This window comes from uncultured Microbacterium sp. (genome assembly GCF_900078385.1).
In the GTDB taxonomy this organism is placed as follows: domain Bacteria; phylum Actinomycetota; class Actinomycetes; order Actinomycetales; family Microbacteriaceae; genus Microbacterium.
Window position 1 is genome coordinate 397,240 of sequence record NZ_FLQR01000001.1, and the last position, 20,517, is coordinate 417,756.

Below are 20,517 nucleotides of genomic sequence, written 5' to 3' on the forward strand. Positions count from 1 at the left end.
GTGGCCGTCAGCGATCTCGCCGACTACCCGTGGGATGCCGTCGCCCCCTACGCCGCCGCGGCGCGCTCGCACCCGGACGGGATCGTCGACCTCTCCATCGGCTCGCCCGTCGACCCGACACCCGCCGTCGTCGCGGACGCCCTCCGCGCCGCCACCGACGCGCACGCCTATCCGCAGACCGTCGGCACGCCGGCTCTGCGTGAGGCGATCGCCGCCTGGTACGCCCGGCGCCGCGGCGTCACGGGACTGAGCGTCGACCAGATCCTCCCCACCGTCGGTTCGAAGGAGCTCGTCGCGCTGCTGCCCCTCCTCCTCGGGGTCGGTGCCGGCGACGTCGTCGTGCACCCCCGGGCCGCCTATCCGACCTACGAGGTCGGGGCGCGCCTCGTGGGGGCCGTCCCCCTCGCGAGCGACGACCCCGCCGAATGGCCCGCCGGCACGCGCCTCGTGTGGATCAACTCGCCCGGCAACCCGGACGGCCGGGTCCTCGGCGTCCAGGAGCTCCGGGCCGCCGTCCGCCGGGCGCGGGAGCTCGGCGCCGTGCTCGCCTCCGACGAGTGCTACGCCGAACTCGGCTGGGAGGGGGAGTGGGCGAGCACCGCCGTCCCCAGCGCCCTCGATCCGCGCGTCACGGAGGGCGATGCCACCGGCATCCTGTCGGTGTACTCGCTCAGCAAGCAGTCGAACCTGGCCGGCTATCGCGCCGCGTTCCTCGCCGGCGACCGCGACGTGGTCGCGCGCCTCCTGACCGCCCGGAAGCACCTCGGCCTCATGCTGCCGGCGCCCGTGCAGGAGGCCATGACGGTCGCGCTCGGCGATGACGCGCACGTCGCGGCGCAGAAGGAGCTCTACCGCGCCCGTCGCGCCGTGCTGCGACCCGCTGTGGAGGCGGCGGGTCTGCGCGTCGACCACAGCGAGGGCGGGCTCTACCTGTGGGCCACGGCGGGGGAGGATGCCTGGACGACCATGGGGCGCCTCGCCGAGCTCGGCATCCTCGCCGGCCCCGGCCACTTCTACGGCGCGCACTTCCCGCAGCACGTGCGCTTCTCGCTCACGGCGAGCGACGAGCGGATCGCGGCGGCGGCGTCGCGGCTGCGCGCGGCACGCCCGCAGGATTCGTAGGACATCCACTACGCAATCGAGGTTCCTTTGGCGCCGAACGGAGTAGGCCCGCAGGCGGACTAGGCTGTAAAGAACCCCATCGGACGATCCAAGGAGGCTGCGTGAGCGACGCGGACACCCCTCAGATGGCCACCGTCACCGTCGGTGACCGGACCGCGCAGCTGCCGGTCCTGCCGGGTACCGCGGGTGTCCCGAGCGTCGACTTCTCCACCTTCACGAAGCAGACCGGGCACACGACCCTCGACTACGGGTTCGTCAACACCTCCGCCACGAAGTCCGCGATCACCTACATCGACGGCGACCAGGGGATCCTGCGCTACCGCGGGTACCCGATCGAGCAGCTCGCGAAGAACTCGACCTACCTTGAGATCGCGTGGCTGCTGCTGTACGGCGAACTGCCGACGGCCGACCAGCTGGGCGAGTTCGACGAGAAGATCCGTCGTCACACGCTGCTGCACGAGGACCTGAAGCGGTTCTTCTCGGCGCTGCCGCACACCGCGCACCCCATGTCGATGCTCTCCGCCGCGACCGCCGCCCTCTCGACCTACTACGAGGGCCAGTCCGACCCGAACAACCCCGAGCACGTCGAGCTGAACACCATCCGGCTGCTCGCGAAGCTGCCGGTCATCGCGGCGTACGCGCACAAGAAGAGCATCGGACAGGCCTTCCTGTACCCGGACAACTCGATGAGCTTCGTGGACAACTTCCTCAAGCTCAACTTCGGCGTCCTCGCCGAGCCGTACGAGGTCGACCCCGTCATGTCCCGCGCGCTCGAGCGCCTCCTCATCCTGCACGAGGACCACGAGCAGAACGCCTCGACCTCGACGGTGCGGCTCGTCGGGTCCACCGGCGCGAACCAGTTCTCCTCCGTCTCGGCCGGCATCAACGCGCTGTACGGACCGCTGCACGGCGGCGCCAACGAGGCCGTCCTCGACATGCTCGCGCGGATCCGCGACTCGGGCGAGAGCGTCCAGCGCTTCGTCGAGCGGGTCAAGAACAAGGAGGACGGGGTCAAGCTCATGGGCTTCGGCCACCGCGTCTACAAGAACTACGACCCGCGCGCCAAGCTCGTGAAGGAATCCGCCGACGAGGTGCTCGAGGCGCTCGGGGTGAACGACCCGCTGCTGGACCTCGCGAAGGAGCTCGAGGAGCTCGCGCTCAGCGACGACTACTTCAAGGAGCGCCGGCTGTACCCGAACGTCGACTTCTACACCGGCGTCATCTACAAGGCGATGGGCTTCCCCACCCGGATGTTCACGGTGCTCTTCGCGATCGGCCGTCTTCCGGGCTGGCTCGCGCACTGGCGCGAGATGCAGTACGACCCGCAGACGAAGATCGGCCGGCCGCAGCAGCTGTACGTCGGCGCGCCCGCCCGGGACTACCCCGGCGCGAGCTGATCGCGCACGGCCGACTCAGTCCGCCGCGGCGCCGTCCTGCAGGCGCGCCGCACGGTCGGGGACGTAGTCCGACAGCTCGATGGGCGGCCTGACGTAGCCGTGCGGCTCCGGTCGCGGCGGGATGTCGATCGGGGCCCGCGTGACCTCCCGATAGGGGATCTGGGCGAGCAGATGGGTGATCATGTTGATCCGCCCGCGCCGCTTGTCCTCGTTGTCGACCTCGTGCCACGGCGCCTCGGGGATGTCGGTGTGGATGAACATGGCATCCTTCGCGCGCGAGTAGTCCTCCCATTTCGTGATGGACAGGACGTCGTTGGGGCTGAGCTTCCACCGGCGCATCGGATCGTCGTTGCGTGAGCGGAACCGGCGCTCCTGCTCGACGTCCGACACGCTGAACCAGTACTTCAGCAGCAGGATGCCGTCCTCGACGAGCATCCGCTCGAACAGCGGCGCCTGGTGCAGGAACCGGTGGTATTCGGCGTCGGTGCAGAACCCCATGACGCGCTCGACGCCGGCCCGGTTGTACCAGGACCGGTCCATCAGCACGATCTCGCCGGCCGCGGGGAGATGGGCGATGTAGCGCTGGAAGTACCACTGCGTGCGCTCGCGCTCGGTCGGCGTCGGAAGCGCGACGATCCGGGTGACGCGGGGGTTGAGGTACTGCGCGACGCGGCTGATCGTCGACCCCTTGCCGGCGGCGTCGCGTCCTTCGAAGATCACGACGATGCGCGCGCCGGTGTCCTGCACCCACGCCTGCATGTCGACGAGCCGGGCCTGCAGGCGCGCCAGCTCCGCCTCGTAGAGTCGCTTGGGCAGGCGTCCGGTCATGCCCCGAGCATAGGGCGGGCGGGCTCAGGCGTGGAGGGCCTCGTTGAGCGTGACGCCCACGCCCTGGCGCCGGACGGCCTCGACGGCGCCGGTCAGCGAGTTCCGACGGAACAGCAGACCGTTCTGCCCCGACAGCTGGGCACCCTTGACCACGGGCCGGGAGCCGTCGTGCAGCGGCGCCTCGGCGCTCAGCACGATCTTCGTGCCGGCCGTGACGTACAGCCCGGCCTCCACGACGCAGTCGTCGCCGAGCGAGATGCCGATGCCCGCGTTCGCTCCCAGGAGCGTCCGCGCGCCGATGGACACGCGGTGCGCGCCGCCGCCGGACAGGGTCCCCATGATCGACGCGCCGCCGCCGATGTCGCTGCCGTCGCCGACGACGACGCCCTGCGAGATGCGCCCCTCGACCATCGACGCGCCGAGCGTCCCGGCGTTGAAGTTGACGAAGCCCTCGTGCATGACGGTCGTGCCGGGGGAGAGGTAGGCGCCCAGGCGCACGCGCGACGCGTCCGCGATGCGGACGCCCGGGGGCGTGACGTAGTCGGTGAGGCGCGGGAACTTGTCCAGCCCCTGCACCTGGATGCCGGCGCGCTGCAGCTGCGGGCGCAGGCGTGCGGCATCCTCCGGGTGCACGGGACCGGCATTCGTCCACGCGATGTTGGGCAGGTGTCCGAAGATCCCGTCGAGGTTCAGGTCGTTGGGCTGCACGAGGAGGTGCGACAGGGCGTGCAGCCGCAGGTAGGCGTCGCTCGTGCCCGCGGGGGCGGCGTCGAGGTCGATCTCCACGAGGACGACCTCGGTGACCACGCCCCGGCGCTCGTCCGGCCCCGCGAGGGCGGCGAGGTCCGCCGTGTCGACGTCGTCGGGCGCGCGACCGGCGGCGGGCTCGGGGAACCACGTGTCCAGCACGGTGCCGTTCGCACCGATCGTCGCCAGTCCTGCGCCCCACACCCATCGCTCGTCGCTCATCCCTCCAGGGTATCGGCCCGAGGGGCGGCGCCCGGCGCGCTCGGTAGACTCGACGCCATGCCCCGGCTCGACCTCACCGCCTCGTCCGTCGACCTCACCCGCACGATCTGCGACATCCCGAGCGTCTCGGGGGAGGAGACCGTCCTCGCCGACGCGATCTTCGAGGCCGTCAGCGCGCTCGGACACCTCGAGGTCTTCCGCGACGGCGACACGATCGTCGCGCGCACGCATCTGGGCAGGGCTCAGCGGGTCGTGATCGCCGGTCATATCGACACCGTCCCGATCAACGCCAACGTCCCGACCCGCGACGTGGAGGAGGACGGGACGGCGTACCTCTGGGGCCGCGGCACCGTCGACATGAAGGCGGGCGTCGCCGTGCAGCTGAAGCTCGCCGCCGAGCTCGCGGCGCCCCGTGTCGACCTCACCTGGATGTGGTATGACCATGAGGAGGTGGATGCGGACCTCAACGGCCTGACGCGCCTCGCGCGGACGCGTCCCGACCTGTTCGCGGGCGACTTCGCGATCCTCGGCGAGCCGTCGAACGGCCAGGTGGAAGGCGGCTGCAACGGGAACCTCCGTGCCCTCGTGCGCACGCAGGGGGTCCGCTCGCACAGTGCCCGCGCGTGGATCGGCGAGAACGCCATCCACAAGGCCGCCCCCGTCCTCACCCGGCTCGCAGAGTACCGGCCGCGCGAGGTGGAGGTCGAGGGCCTCGTGTACCGCGAGGGCCTGAACGCCGTGCGCATCTCCGGCGGCGTAGCCGGCAACGTCATCCCGGACCTGTGCGAGGTGGAGGTGAACTACCGGTTCGCCCCGAGCCGCAGCGGCGCGGAGGCCGAGCAGCACGTTCGCGACGTGTTCGCCGGTTTCGACGTCGAGATCACCGACCTCGCCGTCGGCGCCCGCCCGGGCCTGGACGCGCCTCTCGCACAGGAGTTCGTGGCCGCCGTGGGCGCCGAGCCGCGCCCGAAGTACGGCTGGACCGACGTCGCACGGTTCTCCGCGATGGGCGTGCCCGCCGTCAACTACGGACCGGGCGATCCGCACCTCGCCCACCACGATCAGGAGCGCGTGCCGCTCGCGCAGATCGAGGACGTCGAGCGGGGTCTCCGGGCGTGGCTGACGGCGCCCTGACGGCGTCGCCCCCCGCCGGGAGGCTCCCGGCCGCGCTGCGCATCGCGATCGTCTACCTCGCGGCCCGTGCGCTGACGACCCTCTTCCTCGTCCTCGCCGCGGAGCTGTCCGGACCGACGTCGCGCTTCGGGGCGGATGCGACGGTGGGTTCCCTCTCGATGGGCTGGGATGCGCAGTGGTACTGGCTCGTCGGCACCGGTGGCTACCCGACCGAGCTGCCGCGCGGCGACTCCGGCGCGGTCGCGGAGAACGCGTGGGCGTTCATGCCGCTGTACCCCGTGCTGGTTCGCACCCTCGGCCTCCTCACCGGCTATCCGATCGCGGCCGTCGCCCTCGCCCTCGTCGCCGGCTACCTCTCCTGCCTCGCACTGCACGCGCTTCTCCGCGACCGCCTCGACGGGCCCGCCGCGATGTGGGCCGTCGTCCTCTTCGCCACCGGGCCGCTCGCGGCCCTCTTCCAGATGGGGTACGCCGAGTCGCTCTTCCTGCTCTGGCTGCTCCTCGCTCTCCGCCTCCTGCAACGGCGCCGCTTCGGCTGGCTCTACCTGCTCATTCCGCTGATGGGATACACCCGCCCCGGTGTGCTCGCGTTCGCGCTCCTGCTCGCCCTCTACGGGATCGTGCGGTGGGTGCGGCGCCGGCACGACCCGCTCCCCGTCCGAGAGATCGTGCACATCGTCGCCCTGGGTCTCCTCGCCGCCGGCGTGGGCTTGTCCTGGCAGGTGATCGCGGGCATCGCCACGGGGGAGCCGGGCGCGTACCTGGAGACCGAACTGTCCTGGCGCCGCAGCTGGACGGGGGATCCGGAGGCGCCGTTCCTGCCCTTCGACGGCTTCGTCCAGGCCTCCGCGCTCTGGTTCCGGCTGTGGGGCATGCCGGAATGGTGGGGATGGATCGCACTTGCGGCATGCGTCGTCGCGGTGGCGGCCGCGTTGCTGTTCTCCCCGCAGGTGCGCCGGCTCGGGGTCGAGGTCCGGCTGTGGTCGGCCGCGTACCTGCTCTACCTGCTCGCGGTGTTCTTCCCGCAGTCGAGCCTCTTCCGGCTGCTCCTGCCGCTCGCGCCGCTGTACGGCGCCCTCGCCGCCCCGCGATCGCTCGCGTGGCGGGTCGCGATGCTGACGCTCGGCGTCGCGGGACAGTGGTGGTGGATCTACAACATGCTGGCGCTCGGGAACACGTATTACCAGATCCCGTGACGGGCGGCGGAGACGCTCCCCGGGTACCGTGCGCGGCCGGGGTCCGGCATACCGGCTAAACTTGGGTGGGTAGTCCTACGACGAAAGGGAGCCGCAATGGCAGCCATGAAGCCGCGAACCGGTGACGGACCGATGGAGGCCGTGAAGGAGGGACGCCTCATCATCGTGCGCGTCCCGCTCGAAGGCGGCGGGCGTCTGGTCGTGTCGGTGAACGACGAAGAGGCCCGGGAGCTCCATGGCGTGCTGGGTGGCGTCGTCGGAGCCGTCTGACAGAATCCGCACGAAACGGTCGGTCCTCGGACCGGCCGTTTCGTCGTTAGGGGGCCGCTCTCGCGGTCAGCGCGGCGTCGTGGTCGTCAGCTGGAGGAGACCCTCGCCGACGATCGAGAGCGCGCCGAGGACCGCAGGCGAGGACTGCGTCTCCTGGATGAGCGAGCGATAGGCGCTCGTGAGCGCATCGCGCTTCACCGGATCGGCGACGGCGCCGCCGGCCAGGACACGGGGGACCAGCACGGTGCCGCCGGCACGCACGAGCCGCAGGCCGTGCTCGACGTACTCGATGACCCCGTCCGCGTCGGCGTCGACCAGGACGATGTCGTAGGACGCCTCGTTCATGCGCGGGAGGACATCCGCCGCGCGACCGGTGATGAACCGTGCGCGGGCCGCGGCGATCTTCGCGTCGGCGAAGGCAGCTCGCGCCAGCGCCAGATGCTCGGGCTCCTTGTCGATCGTCGTGAGGGTCGCACGCGGCGAGCCGTGCAGGAGCCAGAGCCCGGACACCCCGCCGCCGGTCCCGATCTCGACGATGTTCAGGGCGTTCGTCGCCGCCGCGATGACGGCGATCTGAGCGCCGACGGGTGCGCTGATGGGGTCGGCGCCGATCTCGAGGGCGTGCGCGCGCGCCCGCCCGATCGCGTCGGGTTCGATCGTCGCCTCTTCGGCGAACCTGCGGATCGCGTCGTTCTCGGCCATGCCTGGACCTCCGCGTTCAGCCTATGGCTCCCGCGGCGCTCGGACCGAGAGGCGCACGGGTAACCTGGACGCATGTTCTTCGGGCTCGACTGGGAGAAGTTCCTCCTCATCCTGGTCGTCGCCGCGCTCCTGGTGGGTCCCGAGCGGCTCCCGCGCTACGCCGAGGCCCTCGCGCGGCTGACGATGCGCGTGCGGGAATGGCTGCAGGGCGCGAAGTCGCGGGTCAAGGAGGAGATGGGCGAGGACTTCGACGACGTCGAATGGCGCAAGCTCGACCCGCGGCAGTACGACCCGCGACGCATCATCCGCGACGCCCTCCTCGAGGACGCACCCGTCGCGACCGTGAAGGCCGTCAGCGCCGGCGCCGCGATCGTGGGCACGGCCCCGCTGCGGACGCCGACCGGCGACCCCGCGGACGTGCCGTTCGACACCGAAGCGACCTGATCGGCGCCTGATCGGCGCCTGATCAGCGGGGTGCGACCGGCAGCGGTCGACCCGCGAGCCCCCGCGGCATCGTGGCGATCATCGCCGCGATGCGGGCGATCTCCCGGGCCGCCGGGTCGTCGGGGTCGGCGATGACGACGGGGCGCCCGGCGTCGCCGCCGGCCCGCAGGGCGGGGCTGAGGGGCACCGACCCCAGCAGCGGCACCGCCGCGGCATCCGCCGACAGCGCCGCGGCGACGGCATCCCCGCCGCCGGAGCCGAAGAGCTCCAGGCGCGAGCCGTCCGGAAGTGTCAGGGCGGCCATGTTCTCCACGACCCCCACGACGCGCTGTCCGGTCTGACGGGCGACGAGACCGCTCCGCACGGCGACATCGGCGGCCGCGGCCTGCGGTGTCGTTACGACGAGGACGTCGGCGTGCGGGAGCAGCTGACCCACCGAGATGGCCACATCACCCGTGCCGGGCGGCATGTCCAGCAGGAGGATGTCGAGGTCGCCGAAGAAGACGTCCGTGAGGAACTGGTTCACCGTGCGGTGCAGCATGGGACCGCGCCACGCGACGGCGCCGGGCGCCGCGTCGCGCGGCAGGAACATCCCGATCGAGATCGTCTTCACGCCGTAGGCCACCGGCGGGAGCATGAGGTCGTCGATGCGCGTGGGCTGCGGGGGCCGCCCCTCGGCGTCGACGAGGCCGAGGAGGGCGGGGATCGAGAAGCCGTGCAGGTCGGCGTCGATGAGGCCGACCGCGAGCCCGCGCGCCGCGAGGGCGACGGCGAGGTTCGCGGTGAGGGTCGACTTGCCGACGCCGCCCTTGCCGCTCGTGACCGCGAGGACGCGGGTCAGGGATTCCGGGCCGAACGGCATCTCCCGTGCCGCGCGGCCGCCGCGCAGGCGCTCCGTGAGCGCGGCGCGCTCGGCCGGGGTCATGACGCCCAGGGTCACCTCGACGGCGTCGATCCCGGGCACCGCGGCCGCTGCGGCGTGCACGTCGCGCTCGATCCGGTCCGAGGCCGGGCAGCCGACGATCGTCAGCGCGACCTCGACGCGCGCGAGGGCGCCGGTGACGGCGACGCCGCGGATCATGTCGAGGTCGCCGAGCGGACGCCGCAGCTCCGGGTCGATCACCGCGGCCACCGCGCGCCGGACGGCGTCGCCGGACGCCGTCATGAGCGTTCGGGGCGTTCCGTCGCCGCGTCGCGGGCGTCGAGCTGCTCGAGCAGGCTCCGCAGCTCCTGCCGCAGGGTGTCCTTCGTGACGAGCTCGTTCGTGAGGTCGCTGAGACCCATGCGCAGCGCCACGACCTCGCGGGCCAGGTACTCCGTGTCGGCGAGGTTGCGCTCGGCGCGCTGGCGGTCCTGCTCGATCTGCACGCGGTCGCGGTCGTCCTGGCGGTTCTGCGCGAGGAGGATGAGGGGCGCGGCGTAGGAGGCCTGCAGCGAGAGGATGAGGGTCAGCAGCGTGAAGTTCGTCTCGGCGGGGTCGAACTGGTACGCCCGCGGCATGAGGACGTTCCACGCGAGCCACACCAGGACGAAGACCGTCATCCCGATGAGGAATCCCGACGTGCCCATCCCGCGGGCGAACGCCTCCGAGAAGCGCCCGAAACGGTCGCGGGAGGGCTGCGAGGACCTCGTCAGCATCCCGGTGCGTCCGCGGGGCGCGTCGAGCGACACCTGGCGGGTGTTGCGTGCCATCAGCGCCTCCTCGTCTTCGTCGGCGTCGCCTTGGCCGGCGACGTCGTCACCGGGACGCGGCCGTCGTCATCACCGTCGTGCGAACGCCAGTCCTCGGGCAGCAGGTAGTCCAGCACGTCGTCGACGCTGACCGCGCCGACGAGGCGGTGCGCGGGGTCGACGACCGGCACCGAGACGAGGTTGTAGCTCGCGAGCAGGCGCGCCACTTCCGCGGCGGACGCCGTCGAGGGCACCGCGTCGAGCGTGTCGTCGATGATGGCGCCGAGGCGCTCGTGCGGGGGATAGCGCAGCATCTTCTGGAAGTGCACCGTGCCGAGCAGGCGCCCCGTGGGCGTCTCGTAGGGCGGGAGCGTGACGAAGACGGCGGCGGCCAGGGCGGGATGCAGCTCGTGCCGGCGGATGAGGGCGAGCGCCTCGGCGACCGTGGCGTCGGCGGAGAGCACGATGGGCTCGCTCGTCATGAGGCCGCCGGCGGTCTCCGGTGCGTACTTCAGGAGGGCGCGGACATCCTCCGCCTCTTCGGGCTCCATGAGCTCGAGAAGCTCCTCGCGCTGCTCCTCGGTGAGCTGGGCGAGCACGTCGGCGGCGTCGTCGGGCTCCATGGCGTCGAGGATGTCGGCCGCCCGCTCCTCGCCGAGTGCCTCGAGGATGTGGACCTGCTCGTCCTCGGGCATCTCCTCGAGGGCGTCGGCCAGACGGTCGTCGGACAGCTCCTCGGCGACTTCGAGCAGGCGCTCGTCGGGGAGGTCCAGCAGCGTGTTGGCGAGGTCGGCGGGCTTGAGCTCGGAGTAGGTCGCGACGAGCTGCTCGGCGGACTGCGCCTCGCCGGGCACCTGGCTCTCGCGGACGTCCGACCATGCGGCGAACGTGGTGGGGCCCTTCGCGAAGGGGGAGGCGCTCGTCTTGGGCTTGCGCAGGAACAGCTGGCCGATGTCCCACTCGCCCAGGCGGTCGCGCTCGATCCCGACGTCCTCGATGACGGCCTCGCCGGATCCGTCGGTGAAGTAGACGCGGCGCCCGAGCAGCTCGGACATGACCCGCACCTCGCCGCCGCGCTGCTGGAACCGGCGCACGTTGATGAGACCGGTCGTGATGACCTGGCCCGTGGCGATCGAGGTGACCCGTCCGATCGAGAGGAACACGTGCCGCCGGCCGGGGATCTCGACGACGAGCCCGACGACGCGCGGCGGATCGTCCCGTCGGTAGATCACCACGACGTCGCGGACCTTGCCGAGCCGGTCGCCCGCGGGGTCGAAGACGGTGCAGCCGGTCAGGCGCGCCACGAAAACCCTCTGCGTACTCACCTGTCCAGCGTAGACCGCCCTACCCGGTGAGCACGGGCGGGGCGCGTGACAAGATGTACCCCGTGAGCATGATGGGCGGAACCCCGCAGCAGCACGGCGAGACGATCGCGGACTACCCCTCCTACGAGGGCGCCCAGAAGGCGGTGTCGAAGCTCATCGAGGCCGAGATCCCCGCGAAGGACATCGCGATCGTGGGGCGTGGTCTGCGCTCGGTCGAGACGATCACGGGCCGGCTCGGCTACGCCGCCGCGGCGCGCACGGGCGCGATCAACGGCATCCTGCTCGGTCTGCTGTTCTCCGCGATCTTCGTGCTCGGAAACCCGAGCGCCGTCATCCAGCTCTTCATCGGCGTCATGCTCGTGGGCATCGCGATCGGGATGCTGATGAGCATCATCAGCTACTCGATCCTCCGCCGCCGCCGCGACTACACCTCAGTCACGCAGGTCATCGCCGACCACTACGAGGTGACGGTCCTGCCGCGGAGTCTGCAGAAGGCCCGCGAGGCGTCGGGCCGCGGCGCGGCGCCCGCGCCGGCACCGCCGGCGCCGGTCGCCGGCACGGCGGTCATCCCGCCCGCGGCGCCGCCGCACGTCACCCCGACCGAGCCCCCGCGCTACGGCGAGCGGGTCGACCCGGCGCCGGACCCCGGTTCCGAACCAGAGCCTCCTCTCGACGCCCGACCATGAGCGGCATCCGCGTCGCGCTGCCCGCCGGGGACGTCGAGGTCTCGGCCGCGTTCGACACCCCGGACGAGCCCTGGGCGGCGGTCGCGGTGGCCCACGGCGCCGGCGCCGGGATGGATCACCCGTTCCTCGTCGGCCTCGCCGGCGGCCTCGCGGCGGCCGGCATCGCGACGCTGCGGTTCAACTTCCCCTACCTGGAGGCGGGTCGGCGGATGCCGGGACCCGCGCCGCACGCGATCGCGACGTGGGGCGCCGTCATGGCGGACCTCGGACGGCGCGCCCCCGGCCTCGCGCACTTCGCCGCCGGCAAGTCCTACGGGGGACGGATGGCGTCGATGGCGGCCGCGGCCGCCATGATCGGTCCGGCCGGGCTCGTCTACCTCGGCTACCCGCTGCACCCGCCGGGGGAGCCGGACAAGGCCCGCACGGCGCACCTCCCGCACGTCGTGGCGCCGCAGCTCTTCGTCGCGGGCACAGGCGACCCCTTCATCCACCCGCTCGCGCAGCTGGAGGAGGCCGTGCAGTCCTGCCAGGACGCCGAGATCGCCTGGATCACCGGCGGCGGCCACTCGTTCGAGATCAAGGGAGCCAAGCGCCCTGCCGACGAGGTCGGCGCGGGTCTCGCCCCCCTCCTGGCGGAGTGGATGCGCGGCGTGATTCAGCGCCCGGCCGCGTAGCCCTGCATCCCGCGCGGGTTCGCGGCGGCCCACACCGTGTCGCCGTCGATGCCGACGGCCGACAGGCGCCCGAGCGACCAGTCGCCCGCTGCCGTCACCTCGTGCCCGCGGGCGCGGAGGTCCGCGATGACGTCGGCGCCCAGGCGCGCCTCGGCGACGACGCCCGCCGGCGTCCACGTCCGCGGCCAGAACGAGTCGATGAGCGCCGTCGTGTGCAGGGTCGGGGCGTCGACGGCCTCCTGCGCGGAGTAGCCCCCCGCGAGCATCCGCAGCAGCATCGGCAGCTGCCACTGATCCTGCTGGTCGCCGCCCGGCGTCCCCATCGCGAAGACGGCGGCCCCGCCCCGGAGCACGAGCGTGGGACTGAGGGTCGTGCGGGGGCGGACGCCCGGGCGCAGGGCCGCGGGCGCCGCCTCGTCGAGCCAGCACATCTGCAGTCGCGTGCCGAGGCAGAAGCCCAGCTCCGGGATCGTCGGCGAGGACTGCAGCCAGCCGCCGGACGGGGTCACCGAGACGATGTTGCCCCAGCGGTCGACGACGTCGATGTGGCACGTGTCGCCGCGCGTCCGGCCCGTGCGGCTCACGGTCGGCTCTCCGGTGCCGGCCACCGGCGCCGCCGTGTCGACCCGCAGCGGCGGGCGGAACGGCGTTCGGTCGGCGAGCGATCCGGGTCGCCATGCGCGGGAGGCCGTGGCGCCGATCTCGGCACGGCGCTCCGCCGCGTACTCCGCGGTCAGGAGCGGTGCGACATCGGCCCCGTCGCCGAAGTACGCGTCCCGGTCGGCGAGCACGAGCTTGAGCGTCTCGATGATCGTGTGCGCGCCGAGCGGGGTCTGCGGGTCGAGGTGCGCGTCGTCGAAGGGCTCGAGGATGCGCAGCGCCTCCAACAGCGCCGGGCCCTGACTCCAGGCGCCGGCCTTCGCGACGGTGTGGCCGCGGAACGGCACGGTCATCGGCTCCTCGTAGCCGGCGTCGAACGCCGTGAAGTCCGCCGCCGTGATGACACCGGCGTGGTCGGTGCCCGTCGCGTGCCGGTGCGGGCGGGAGAGGAAGTCCGCGGACGCGCGCGCCACGAGGCCGGTCTTCCATTCGGTGCGCGCCGCGTCGATCCGCTCCGCGCGGGTGGGCGCGCCGGCGCCGGCCGCCACGAGGCCGTCCAGCACGGCGGCGTAGGCGGGGTTGCGCACGAGCGTGCCCGCGGCCGGCACGTCGCCGTCCGGCATCCACAGGGCCGCCGACGAGGGCCACGCGTCACGGAAGAGGTCCTCGACCCGGCCGATCGTGAGGGCGGCGGACGCGAGGAGCGGGTGCCCGCCCCGCGCGTAGCCGATCGCATAGTCGAGGACGTCGGCCAGCTCCCACGTGCCGTGGTCGCGGAGGAGCAGGAGCCACGCGTCCACGGCGCCCGGCACGGCGGCGGCCAGTCCCCCGGCACCCGGAACGAGGTCGAGGCCCTCCGCGCGGAGGTGCGCGATCGTCGCGCCGGCGGGCGCCGGCCCCTGCCCGGCGAGCACCGTCGCGGGTCCGCCGGCGGCCTGGAAGAGGCCGACGAGGTCGCCGCCCGGGCCGTTGAGGTGCGGCTCGACGATGTGCAGGACGAAGCCGCCCGCCACGACCGCGTCGAACGCGTTGCCGCCCCGCTCGAGCACCGCCTGCGCGACCGCCGTCGCCGTCGCGTGCGTCGAGGCCGCCATGCCGAACGTGCCGGTCAGCTGCGGGCGCGTCGTGAACGCCGGCGGCGGAGTGAAATCCGTCACTGCGCGCGACGCGCGATCCAGGCCTCGACCTCGTCCGCCGTCCGCGGGATGTCCGCCGAGAGGTTCACGGGGCCGTCCGCCGTCATGAGGATGTCGTCTTCGATGCGGACGCCGATGCCGCGGTACTCCTCGGGGACCGTGAGGTCGTCGATCTGGAAGTACAGCCCCGGCTCGATCGTGAACACCATCCCGGGCTCGAGGAGACCGTCGTAGTACATCTCCCGTCGCGCCTGCGCGCAGTCGTGCACGTCGAGGCCGAGGTGGTGGCTCGTGCCGTGGACCATGTACCGGCGATGCTGCCCGCCGTTGTCGGCATCCAGCGCCTCGTCGGCCGTGACCGGCAGCAGGCCCCACTCCGCGGTCCGCTGCGCGATGACCGCCATGGCGGCCTCGTGCACGGCGCGGAACTTCACGCCCGGATGGGCGGCGGCCAGCGCGGCGTCGGCCGCTTCGCGGACCGTCTCGTAGATCTTCCGCTGGATGTCGGTGAACGTGCCGGAGACCGGCAGGGTCCGCGTGATGTCGGCGGTGTAGAGGCTGTCCATCTCGACGCCGGCGTCGATGAGGATGAGGTCACCGGGGACGACGGCCCCGTCGTTGCGGGTCCAGTGCAGGTAGCAGGCGTGCGGCCCGGACGCGGCGATCGTGTCGTAGCCCTCGCCGTTGCCGTCGGTGCGGGCGCGCAGGTGGAAGACGCCCTCGACGGCCCGCTCCCCGCGCGGCGTGTCGATGATGCGCGGCAGGTCGGCGACGATGTCGTCGAACCCGCGGGCCGTCACCTCGACGGCGAGGCGCATCTGCGCGATCTCGTACTCGTCCTTCACGAGCCGCATCTCCGACACGAACCGCGTCAGGTCGGCGTCCTCGTCGAGGACCAGTTCGCCTTCGACGTGCGCGAAAGCGTCGATGTGCGCGGTCGCGACGCCCACTTCGGCGGCGACGCCGGCCAGCGCCGGACGCGGGCCGATCCAGAACTCGCCGATCGACGCGTCACCGTAGAACTCCGCCGTCGTCCGGTCGGCGCGTTCCCGCAGGTAGAGCGTGACGTCGTGACCCGTCGCGGTCGGTTCGAACACCAGCACGGAATCGGGCACGGTGTCGCCGGCCCAACCGGTCAGGTGCGAGAAGGCCGAGTGCGCGCGGAACGGGTAGTCGGTGTCGTTCGAGCGCTGCTTGTACGACCCCGCGGGGAACACGAGGCGGCGGCCCGGGAAAGCCGCGGACACGACCTCGCGCCGCGCCGCGGCGTAGGGCGCGGCCTCACGCTGCGGGGGATGGTGCCCCGGTCGCTCGGCCCACCCCGTGGAGATCGTGTCGAGGAAGCCCTGCGGGAAGGGCTGCTTGCGGTTGGTGGTCGCGGACGCCTCGGTCGCGGCGATCGTGTCGCTGTCGCTCGTGCTCATGAGACCAGTCTCGCACCGTCGCGGCGCGGCGTCGCCCCTCAGTCGGCCGGTTCGAGCTGGACCACGAGCGGACGGTGGTCGCCGGCGGCGCCGTCGAGGGAGCGCAGCACGACCGAGCCCGTGGCGCGCCACGCGTCGGTCGTCATGACGTGGTCGATGGGGGTGCCGAGGAGGGCGGGGTACGCGCTCGACCACGTGCCGACGGCGCCGTTCCCGGTGGCGGCCGCGGCATCGTGGCACCGGCCGAGCGTGGCCCCGTCCAGGCCCAGTCGCCCCATGTTGTCCACCGTCGCGTTGAAGTCGCCGGCCATGATGACGCTGTCCGCGGCGCACTGGTCCGCGAGCCACCGGAGGTCGCCGCGCCAGTCGGCCATGTAGCTCCGCCGCGGCGCGACCGCGTGCACCGCCACGACGACCGGCCCCGTCCCGTCGACGGGCATCGCGACGACGCTCGGCACCGTCGAGGTGTTCGTGGTGCCGGCGGCGTTGGATTCGACGACGGCGTACTCGCCGAGGTCGGGGGAGATCAGCAGCGTCGTGGAGTTGGCGTCCCACCCCTGGTAGTCCTCGTCGATGGCCCACATCGGCCGCCCCATCTCGCGCATCGCGATCGCGACCTGCTCGCCGGTCTCGATCGTCGTCTCCGGCAGCGCGACGATGTCGGTCTGCATCGCGACGGCGGTCCGGGCGATCAGCTCCGGATCGGTCGCCTCGCCGGCGGTGTTCCAGGTCATGACCCGCACGGCGGATGCCGTCTTGGTGGGGAGCGTGTCGGTGCCGAGCCCGCGCACCGCGAGGGTCCCCGCGTTGGCGGCGGCCGCGAGGAGGGCGATGACCGCGAGGGATGCCGCGAAGGCGCGGAGCGGGCGGATGAGGCACAGCAGGAGGGCCAGGAGGAGCAGCGTCAGGAAGGCGAGGACCACGACGCCGCGGAGAGAGACCGCCTGGGCGATCGGGAACGTGCGCTCGAGCCGGAAGAACTGCGGCCACGTCACGACGGCGCTCGCGATCGCCACCAGGATGGTGACGAGGATCCCCAGCAGACGCAGCACGTCGGCGACTCTATGACAGCAGGCTGGGAGTTCTCGGCGCTACTCTCTGACCATGGCGGCGCGTGCAGACGGACCCGGGGCAGTGGCCGATCTGCACCTGCATTCGGACCATTCCGACGGCACCGAACCGCCCGCCATGGTCATGGCCGCCGCGCACCGGCACGGCCTCCGCACCGTCGCCCTCACCGACCACGACACGACGTCGGGGTGGACGGAGGCCGCCGAGGCGGCATCCTCCCTCGGCATGACGCTTCTGCCCGGCATGGAGCTCTCCGCGAAGTACGAGTGGCGGAGCGTGCACGTGCTCGGCTACCTCTTCGATCCGGACGATGCGGGCCTGCGCGCCCTCACCGACCGCATCCGGTCATCGCGGGTCACGCGGGCACGGACGATGGCGGACCGGATCGGGCGCGACTACGACCTGCAGTGGGAGGACATCGTGGCGCAGACGGCGGTCGGTGCGACCGTCGGCCGTCCGCACATCGCGGACGCGCTCGTGCAGAAGGGGGTCGTGCGCGACCGGGGCGAGGCGTTCGCCGGCATCCTGAGCCCGCACAGCGACTACTACGTCGCCCTGTATGCCCCCGACCCCGTGACGGCGGTCGCGGCGATCGCGGACGCCGGCGGCGTGCCGATCATCGCGCACCCCGCGGGGCGCGCGGGGCTCCTCCCGGACCGGCTGGTGACGCGGATGCTGGAGGCCGACCTCGCGGGCTTCGAGCTGGGGCACCGCGAGAACGTGGAGCCCGCGCTCGGGACGCTGGAGCGCCTCGTGCGGCGCCGCGATCTCATCGCGACCGGCTCGAGCGACTACCACGGGCTCGGCAAGCCGAACGTGCCGGGGGAGAACACCACGAGCCCCGACATGGTCGCCCGCATCATCGCGCGGGCGACGGGCAGCGAGCCCGTCTACCCGTGATCTGCGCGGGCGCTCGGCTCAGGCGCCCGTGACGGGAGCGCCGGCGCCGGAGCCGCCGCGGCGGCGACGGCGACGGCGGGCCGGTGCCGGCTTGCCGTCGTGGTGCTCACGACCGGCGCCGTCGTGCGTGCCGGCGCCGTCGGCGTCACGCGACTCGGCGCCGCCGTCGGAGTGACCGGCGGCCGATGTCCCGGCACCCTCCGCGCCGTCGGCGAAGGTCGCGCCGACGCGGTCCTCGCCGGTGCGGCGACGGCGACGACGGCGCGTGCCGCCCTCGGTCGTGTCGCCCTCGGCGACCTCCGCCGCGCGGGCGGGCTGCTGCGTGCGGACGGCCTGCGTCTTCGGGGCCGTCGCGACGCGGCCCTTCGTGCCGGCCGGGATGTCGAGGTCCTCGTAGAGGTGCGGGCTCGACGAGTACGTCTCGACCGGCTCGGGCTGGCCGAACTCGAGGGCGCGATTGATGAGCGCCCACTTGTGCATGTCGTCCCAGTCGACGAACGTCACGGCGATGCCGGTCTTGCCGGCGCGGCCGGTGCGGCCCGCGCGGTGCAGGTACGCGTGGTCGTCGTCGGGGATGGTGTGGTTGATGACGTGGGTGACGTCGTCGACGTCGATGCCGCGCGCGGCGACGTCGGTCGCGATGAGGACGTCCTTCTTGCCGGCCTTGAACCCGGCCATCGAACGCTCGCGCGCCTCCTGGCTCATGTCGCCGTGCACGGCGCCGGCGTTGAAGCCGCGGTCGTTCAGCTCGTCGACGAGCTTCTGCGCGGCGCGCTTGGTGCGCGTGAAGACGACGGTCTTGCCGCGGCCTTCGGCCTGCAGGATGCGGGCGATGACCTCGTCCTTGTCCATCGAGTGCGCGCGGTAGACGAGGTGCTTGATGTTCGCCTGCGTGAGCCCCTCATCGGGGTCGGTCGCGCGGATGTGGATCGGGTTGGACATGAACCGGCGCGCGAGCGCGACGATGGGTCCGGGCATCGTCGCCGAGAACAGCTGCGTGTGCCGGACGGGCGGAAGCTTGGAGAAGATCTTCTCGATGTCGGGGAGGAAGCCGAGGTCGAGCATCTTGTCGGCCTCGTCCAGGACCACCTGGGTCGCGTGGGAGAGGTCGAGGAGGCGCTGGTTGGCCAGGTCGATGAGGCGACCCGGCGTGCCGACGACGATCTGCGCGCCGGCCTTCAGCTGGTCGATCTGCCCCTCGTACGCCTTGCCGCCGTAGATGGCGACGACGCTCGTGGAGCGGTTCGAGGTGAGCATGTCCATGTCCTCGTAGACCTGGACGGCGAGCTCGCGCGTGGGGACGACGATGAGCGCCTTGACGCCGTGCTCGGGGTTCGGGCCCAGGCGCTGGACGACCGGGATGCCGAACCCGAAGGTCTTGCCGGTGCCGGTCTTGGCCTGCCCGATGATGTCCTGGCCGGGAAGGCCCAGCGGGATCGTCTGCTCCTGGATGGGGAACGAGTCGACGATGCCCTTGGCGGCGAGCGCGTCGACGATGTCCTGATCGACTCCGAGATCGGTGAAAGTCGTCACGATGAAAGCCTGTCTGGCGGTGAGAGCCGCCGGGGTGAGAGGGTCCACGCCCTTTACTCAGCCACAGGCGCGGTGATCCCGATCCGTCGCCGGGACCTGACCAGACTACCCGAGCGCACCCCGGCATCCCGGCTGCCGGTTCCCTCGGCTCTAGGCTGGGGGCGTGGTCACCTGGTTCTGGCAGCGCAGCTCGCCCGCCGCACGCACGTTGAAGGTGCGCTCCCGGGGGGACTACGGGGATGTCCGCCGCGTCGACTTCGAAGAGCTCGCGCCGGACATCGACACCTTCCTCGGGCAGGCCGCGTACCTGCAGCTCGGCTACTTCGAGACCCTCAGCGAGCTGATCGCCCCGACGCCGGAGCTCTCCCAGAAGGAGTCGCTGTCCCTTGCGGCCGGCGCCGCCCTCATCAAGCACCGGGAGCTCGTCCGCCTCATCCGCGACCGCGGCGACGACCCGCTCGGCCTCATGCTGCCGTTCCGGGAGCCGCTGGACGCCTTCCGCCGCGCGACGCACGGCGCGCGCCAGCTGGAGACGATGCTGTCGGTCCACATCACCGCCGGCATGCTCGACGACTTCTACCTCGCCCTCTCGGCGAGCTACGGCTCGACGGGAAGCCGGGTCGCCGGCATCCTCCGCGGGGACGATGACCGGCAGACGATCGTGGAGATCGTCACGGCCGCACTCGCGGCGGATGCCGAGTGGAAGTCGCTCCTGAGCATGTGGGGTCGACGGCTCGTCGGCGACACGCTGCTCATCGCCCGTGCGGCACTGCGCCCGGTGTCGCTGGACGCCGCGGAGGAGAAGAAGGTCGAGCCGGTGTTCACCGACCTGCTGGCCGCCCATTCCCGCCGCATGGCGCAGATGGGCCTCGACGCCTGACGCGCGGGGCCGCCCCGGGCGCTCAGGTCAGGCGGAGGCGGGTGCGCTCGCGCGCGTCGTGCGCGGTGCGCCGCGTCGCCAGGACGCCCAGCACGAGGGGCACGACGACGACCGGCACCGCGAGGGCGCCCAGCCAGATCCACGGGGTGTCCGCCAGACCCGCCCACGTGAGGACGGAGTAAACCGCCCCGGCGACCAGCGCGCCGAGGGCGGGGGCGACCGCGACCCCGCGGGAGGCGCGGCCGCGCATCGTGAAGTGCAGCACCGCCCCGTACACGGCCCCGAAGATGAAGGCCAGCAGGATCAGCACGTCAGGCCACGAAGCCGATGCGGCGGGACTCCTCGGTCCCGATCTCGATGAAGGCGATGCCGGCCGTCGGGACGACGTAGCTGTTGCCCTTGGTGTCGGCGAAGGTCACGATGGCCGCGCCCTCGGCGAACGCGTCGGCGACGGTCTTCTTCAGGATGTCGGCCGACTGGTCGGACTCGAAGTTGAGCTCTCGTGCGGTGTTCGTGATGCCGATGCGGATGTCCACGGATGACTGCCTTTCCGGC

At 72.3% G+C, this 20,517-nt stretch carries 22 protein-coding genes; 10 read left to right on the plus strand and 12 right to left on the minus strand.

Annotated features, from left to right (window positions below; translation table 11 throughout):
* Positions 1-1,122: a succinyldiaminopimelate transaminase gene (dapC, locus tag QZL85_RS01920; RefSeq protein ID WP_295572934.1), complete on the plus strand. Its 1,122-nt coding sequence runs from the start codon at positions 1-3 to the stop codon at positions 1,120-1,122.
* A gap of 101 nt (positions 1,123-1,223) precedes the next feature.
* On the plus strand, positions 1,224-2,519 hold the full coding sequence (locus QZL85_RS01925) for a citrate synthase (RefSeq protein WP_295572937.1): 1,296 nt from the start codon (positions 1,224-1,226) through the stop codon (positions 2,517-2,519).
* Between the two features lie 15 nt (positions 2,520-2,534).
* Here the strand turns inward: QZL85_RS01925 and ppk2 are convergent, their stop codons facing one another.
* Together ppk2 and dapD are read right to left on the minus strand one after the other, a co-directional pair.
* Positions 2,535-3,347, minus strand: coding sequence for a polyphosphate kinase 2 (gene ppk2, locus QZL85_RS01930; RefSeq protein WP_295572940.1), 813 nt, complete (start codon positions 3,345-3,347; stop codon positions 2,535-2,537).
* 24 nt (positions 3,348-3,371) lie between these two features.
* On the minus strand, positions 3,372-4,316 hold the full coding sequence (dapD, locus tag QZL85_RS01935; protein ID WP_295572942.1) for a 2,3,4,5-tetrahydropyridine-2,6-dicarboxylate N-succinyltransferase: 945 nt from the start codon (positions 4,314-4,316) through the stop codon (positions 3,372-3,374).
* A 57-nt stretch (positions 4,317-4,373) separates the two neighbouring features.
* On the opposite strand from dapD, the gene dapE reads away from it, so the two are divergent.
* The 3 genes from dapE (at position 4,374) to QZL85_RS01950 (ending at position 6,916) form a co-directional block, all read left to right on the plus strand.
* Positions 4,374-5,450, plus strand: a complete 1,077-nt coding sequence (dapE, locus tag QZL85_RS01940; RefSeq protein ID WP_295572945.1) for a succinyl-diaminopimelate desuccinylase — start codon at positions 4,374-4,376, stop codon at positions 5,448-5,450.
* The gene (locus QZL85_RS01945) at positions 5,432-6,646 is read left to right on the plus strand and encodes a hypothetical protein (RefSeq protein WP_295572948.1); all 1,215 of its coding nucleotides are present in this window, start codon (positions 5,432-5,434) and stop codon (positions 6,644-6,646) included. The genes dapE and QZL85_RS01945 overlap by 19 nt, the downstream gene beginning before the upstream one ends.
* A gap of 96 nt (positions 6,647-6,742) precedes the next feature.
* Positions 6,743-6,916: a DUF3117 domain-containing protein gene (locus tag QZL85_RS01950; protein ID WP_081782650.1), complete on the plus strand. Its 174-nt coding sequence runs from the start codon at positions 6,743-6,745 to the stop codon at positions 6,914-6,916.
* Between the two features lie 66 nt (positions 6,917-6,982).
* Here QZL85_RS01950 and QZL85_RS01955 read toward each other — a convergent pair whose 3' ends face one another.
* Positions 6,983-7,618, minus strand: coding sequence for an O-methyltransferase (locus tag QZL85_RS01955; RefSeq protein ID WP_295572951.1), 636 nt, complete (start codon positions 7,616-7,618; stop codon positions 6,983-6,985).
* 72 nt (positions 7,619-7,690) lie between these two features.
* Between QZL85_RS01955 and QZL85_RS01960 the strand changes: the two genes are divergently transcribed.
* Positions 7,691-8,062 carry a Sec-independent protein translocase TatB gene (locus tag QZL85_RS01960; protein WP_295572954.1) on the plus strand — a complete coding sequence of 124 codons (372 nt, stop codon included), beginning with the start codon at positions 7,691-7,693 and terminating at the stop codon, positions 8,060-8,062.
* Between the two features lie 22 nt (positions 8,063-8,084).
* Here the strand turns inward: QZL85_RS01960 and QZL85_RS01965 are convergent, their stop codons facing one another.
* Genes QZL85_RS01965 through QZL85_RS01975 form a run of 3 tightly spaced genes read right to left on the minus strand, consistent with a single transcriptional unit; the run spans position 8,085 to position 11,058 of the window.
* Entirely contained in the window at positions 8,085-9,227 is a 1,143-nt protein-coding gene (locus QZL85_RS01965; RefSeq protein ID WP_295572957.1) for an Mrp/NBP35 family ATP-binding protein, read from the minus strand.
* On the minus strand, positions 9,224-9,754 hold the full coding sequence (locus QZL85_RS01970; protein WP_295572960.1) for a DUF1003 domain-containing protein: 531 nt from the start codon (positions 9,752-9,754) through the stop codon (positions 9,224-9,226). Before QZL85_RS01970 ends, QZL85_RS01965 begins: the two co-directional genes overlap by 4 nt.
* Complete coding sequence (locus QZL85_RS01975; RefSeq protein ID WP_295572961.1) at positions 9,754-11,058, minus strand: magnesium transporter MgtE N-terminal domain-containing protein; 1,305 nt, start codon at positions 11,056-11,058, stop codon at positions 9,754-9,756. The genes QZL85_RS01970 and QZL85_RS01975 overlap by 1 nt, the downstream gene beginning before the upstream one ends.
* 68 nt (positions 11,059-11,126) lie before the next feature.
* Here QZL85_RS01975 and QZL85_RS01980 point away from each other — a divergent pair, with 68 nt between their 5' ends.
* Complete coding sequence (locus QZL85_RS01980) at positions 11,127-11,744, plus strand: general stress protein (RefSeq protein WP_295572963.1); 618 nt, start codon at positions 11,127-11,129, stop codon at positions 11,742-11,744.
* On the plus strand, positions 11,741-12,418 hold the full coding sequence (locus tag QZL85_RS01985; protein ID WP_295572969.1) for an alpha/beta family hydrolase: 678 nt from the start codon (positions 11,741-11,743) through the stop codon (positions 12,416-12,418). Before QZL85_RS01980 ends, QZL85_RS01985 begins: the two co-directional genes overlap by 4 nt.
* Here QZL85_RS01985 and QZL85_RS01990 read toward each other — a convergent pair.
* From QZL85_RS01990 to QZL85_RS02000, 3 genes are read right to left on the minus strand one after another with little or no spacing between them, the layout of a single operon-like run.
* The gene (locus tag QZL85_RS01990; protein WP_295573918.1) at positions 12,400-14,112 is read right to left on the minus strand and encodes a gamma-glutamyltransferase family protein; all 1,713 of its coding nucleotides are present in this window, start codon (positions 14,110-14,112) and stop codon (positions 12,400-12,402) included. The two genes, QZL85_RS01985 and QZL85_RS01990, sit on opposite strands and share 19 nt — an antisense overlap.
* A 59-nt stretch (positions 14,113-14,171) precedes the next feature.
* The gene (locus QZL85_RS01995; protein ID WP_295572972.1) at positions 14,172-15,578 is read right to left on the minus strand and encodes an aminopeptidase P family protein; all 1,407 of its coding nucleotides are present in this window, start codon (positions 15,576-15,578) and stop codon (positions 14,172-14,174) included.
* 38 nt (positions 15,579-15,616) lie between these two features.
* On the minus strand, positions 15,617-16,630 hold the full coding sequence (locus tag QZL85_RS02000; protein WP_295572976.1) for an endonuclease/exonuclease/phosphatase family protein: 1,014 nt from the start codon (positions 16,628-16,630) through the stop codon (positions 15,617-15,619).
* Between the two features lie 52 nt (positions 16,631-16,682).
* On the opposite strand from QZL85_RS02000, the gene QZL85_RS02005 reads away from it, so the two are divergent.
* Positions 16,683-17,549 carry a PHP domain-containing protein gene (locus QZL85_RS02005; protein ID WP_295572978.1) on the plus strand — a complete coding sequence of 289 codons (867 nt, stop codon included), beginning with the start codon at positions 16,683-16,685 and terminating at the stop codon, positions 17,547-17,549.
* An 18-nt stretch (positions 17,550-17,567) separates the two neighbouring features.
* Here QZL85_RS02005 and QZL85_RS02010 read toward each other — a convergent pair whose 3' ends face one another.
* Positions 17,568-19,082, minus strand: a complete 1,515-nt coding sequence (locus QZL85_RS02010; RefSeq protein WP_295572980.1) for a DEAD/DEAH box helicase — start codon at positions 19,080-19,082, stop codon at positions 17,568-17,570.
* A gap of 163 nt (positions 19,083-19,245) precedes the next feature.
* Between QZL85_RS02010 and QZL85_RS02015 the strand changes: the two genes are divergently transcribed.
* On the plus strand, positions 19,246-19,962 hold the full coding sequence (locus QZL85_RS02015; RefSeq protein WP_295572981.1) for a ferritin-like fold-containing protein: 717 nt from the start codon (positions 19,246-19,248) through the stop codon (positions 19,960-19,962).
* A 22-nt stretch (positions 19,963-19,984) separates the two neighbouring features.
* Here the strand turns inward: QZL85_RS02015 and QZL85_RS02020 are convergent, their stop codons facing one another.
* Together QZL85_RS02020 and QZL85_RS02025 are read right to left on the minus strand one after the other, a co-directional pair.
* Positions 19,985-20,272, minus strand: coding sequence for a hypothetical protein (locus QZL85_RS02020; protein WP_295572983.1), 288 nt, complete (start codon positions 20,270-20,272; stop codon positions 19,985-19,987).
* A gap of 1 nt (position 20,273) precedes the next feature.
* Positions 20,274-20,498: a DUF3107 domain-containing protein gene (locus QZL85_RS02025; protein ID WP_028495273.1), complete on the minus strand. Its 225-nt coding sequence runs from the start codon at positions 20,496-20,498 to the stop codon at positions 20,274-20,276.
* Positions 20,499-20,517: the final 19 nt, after the last annotated feature.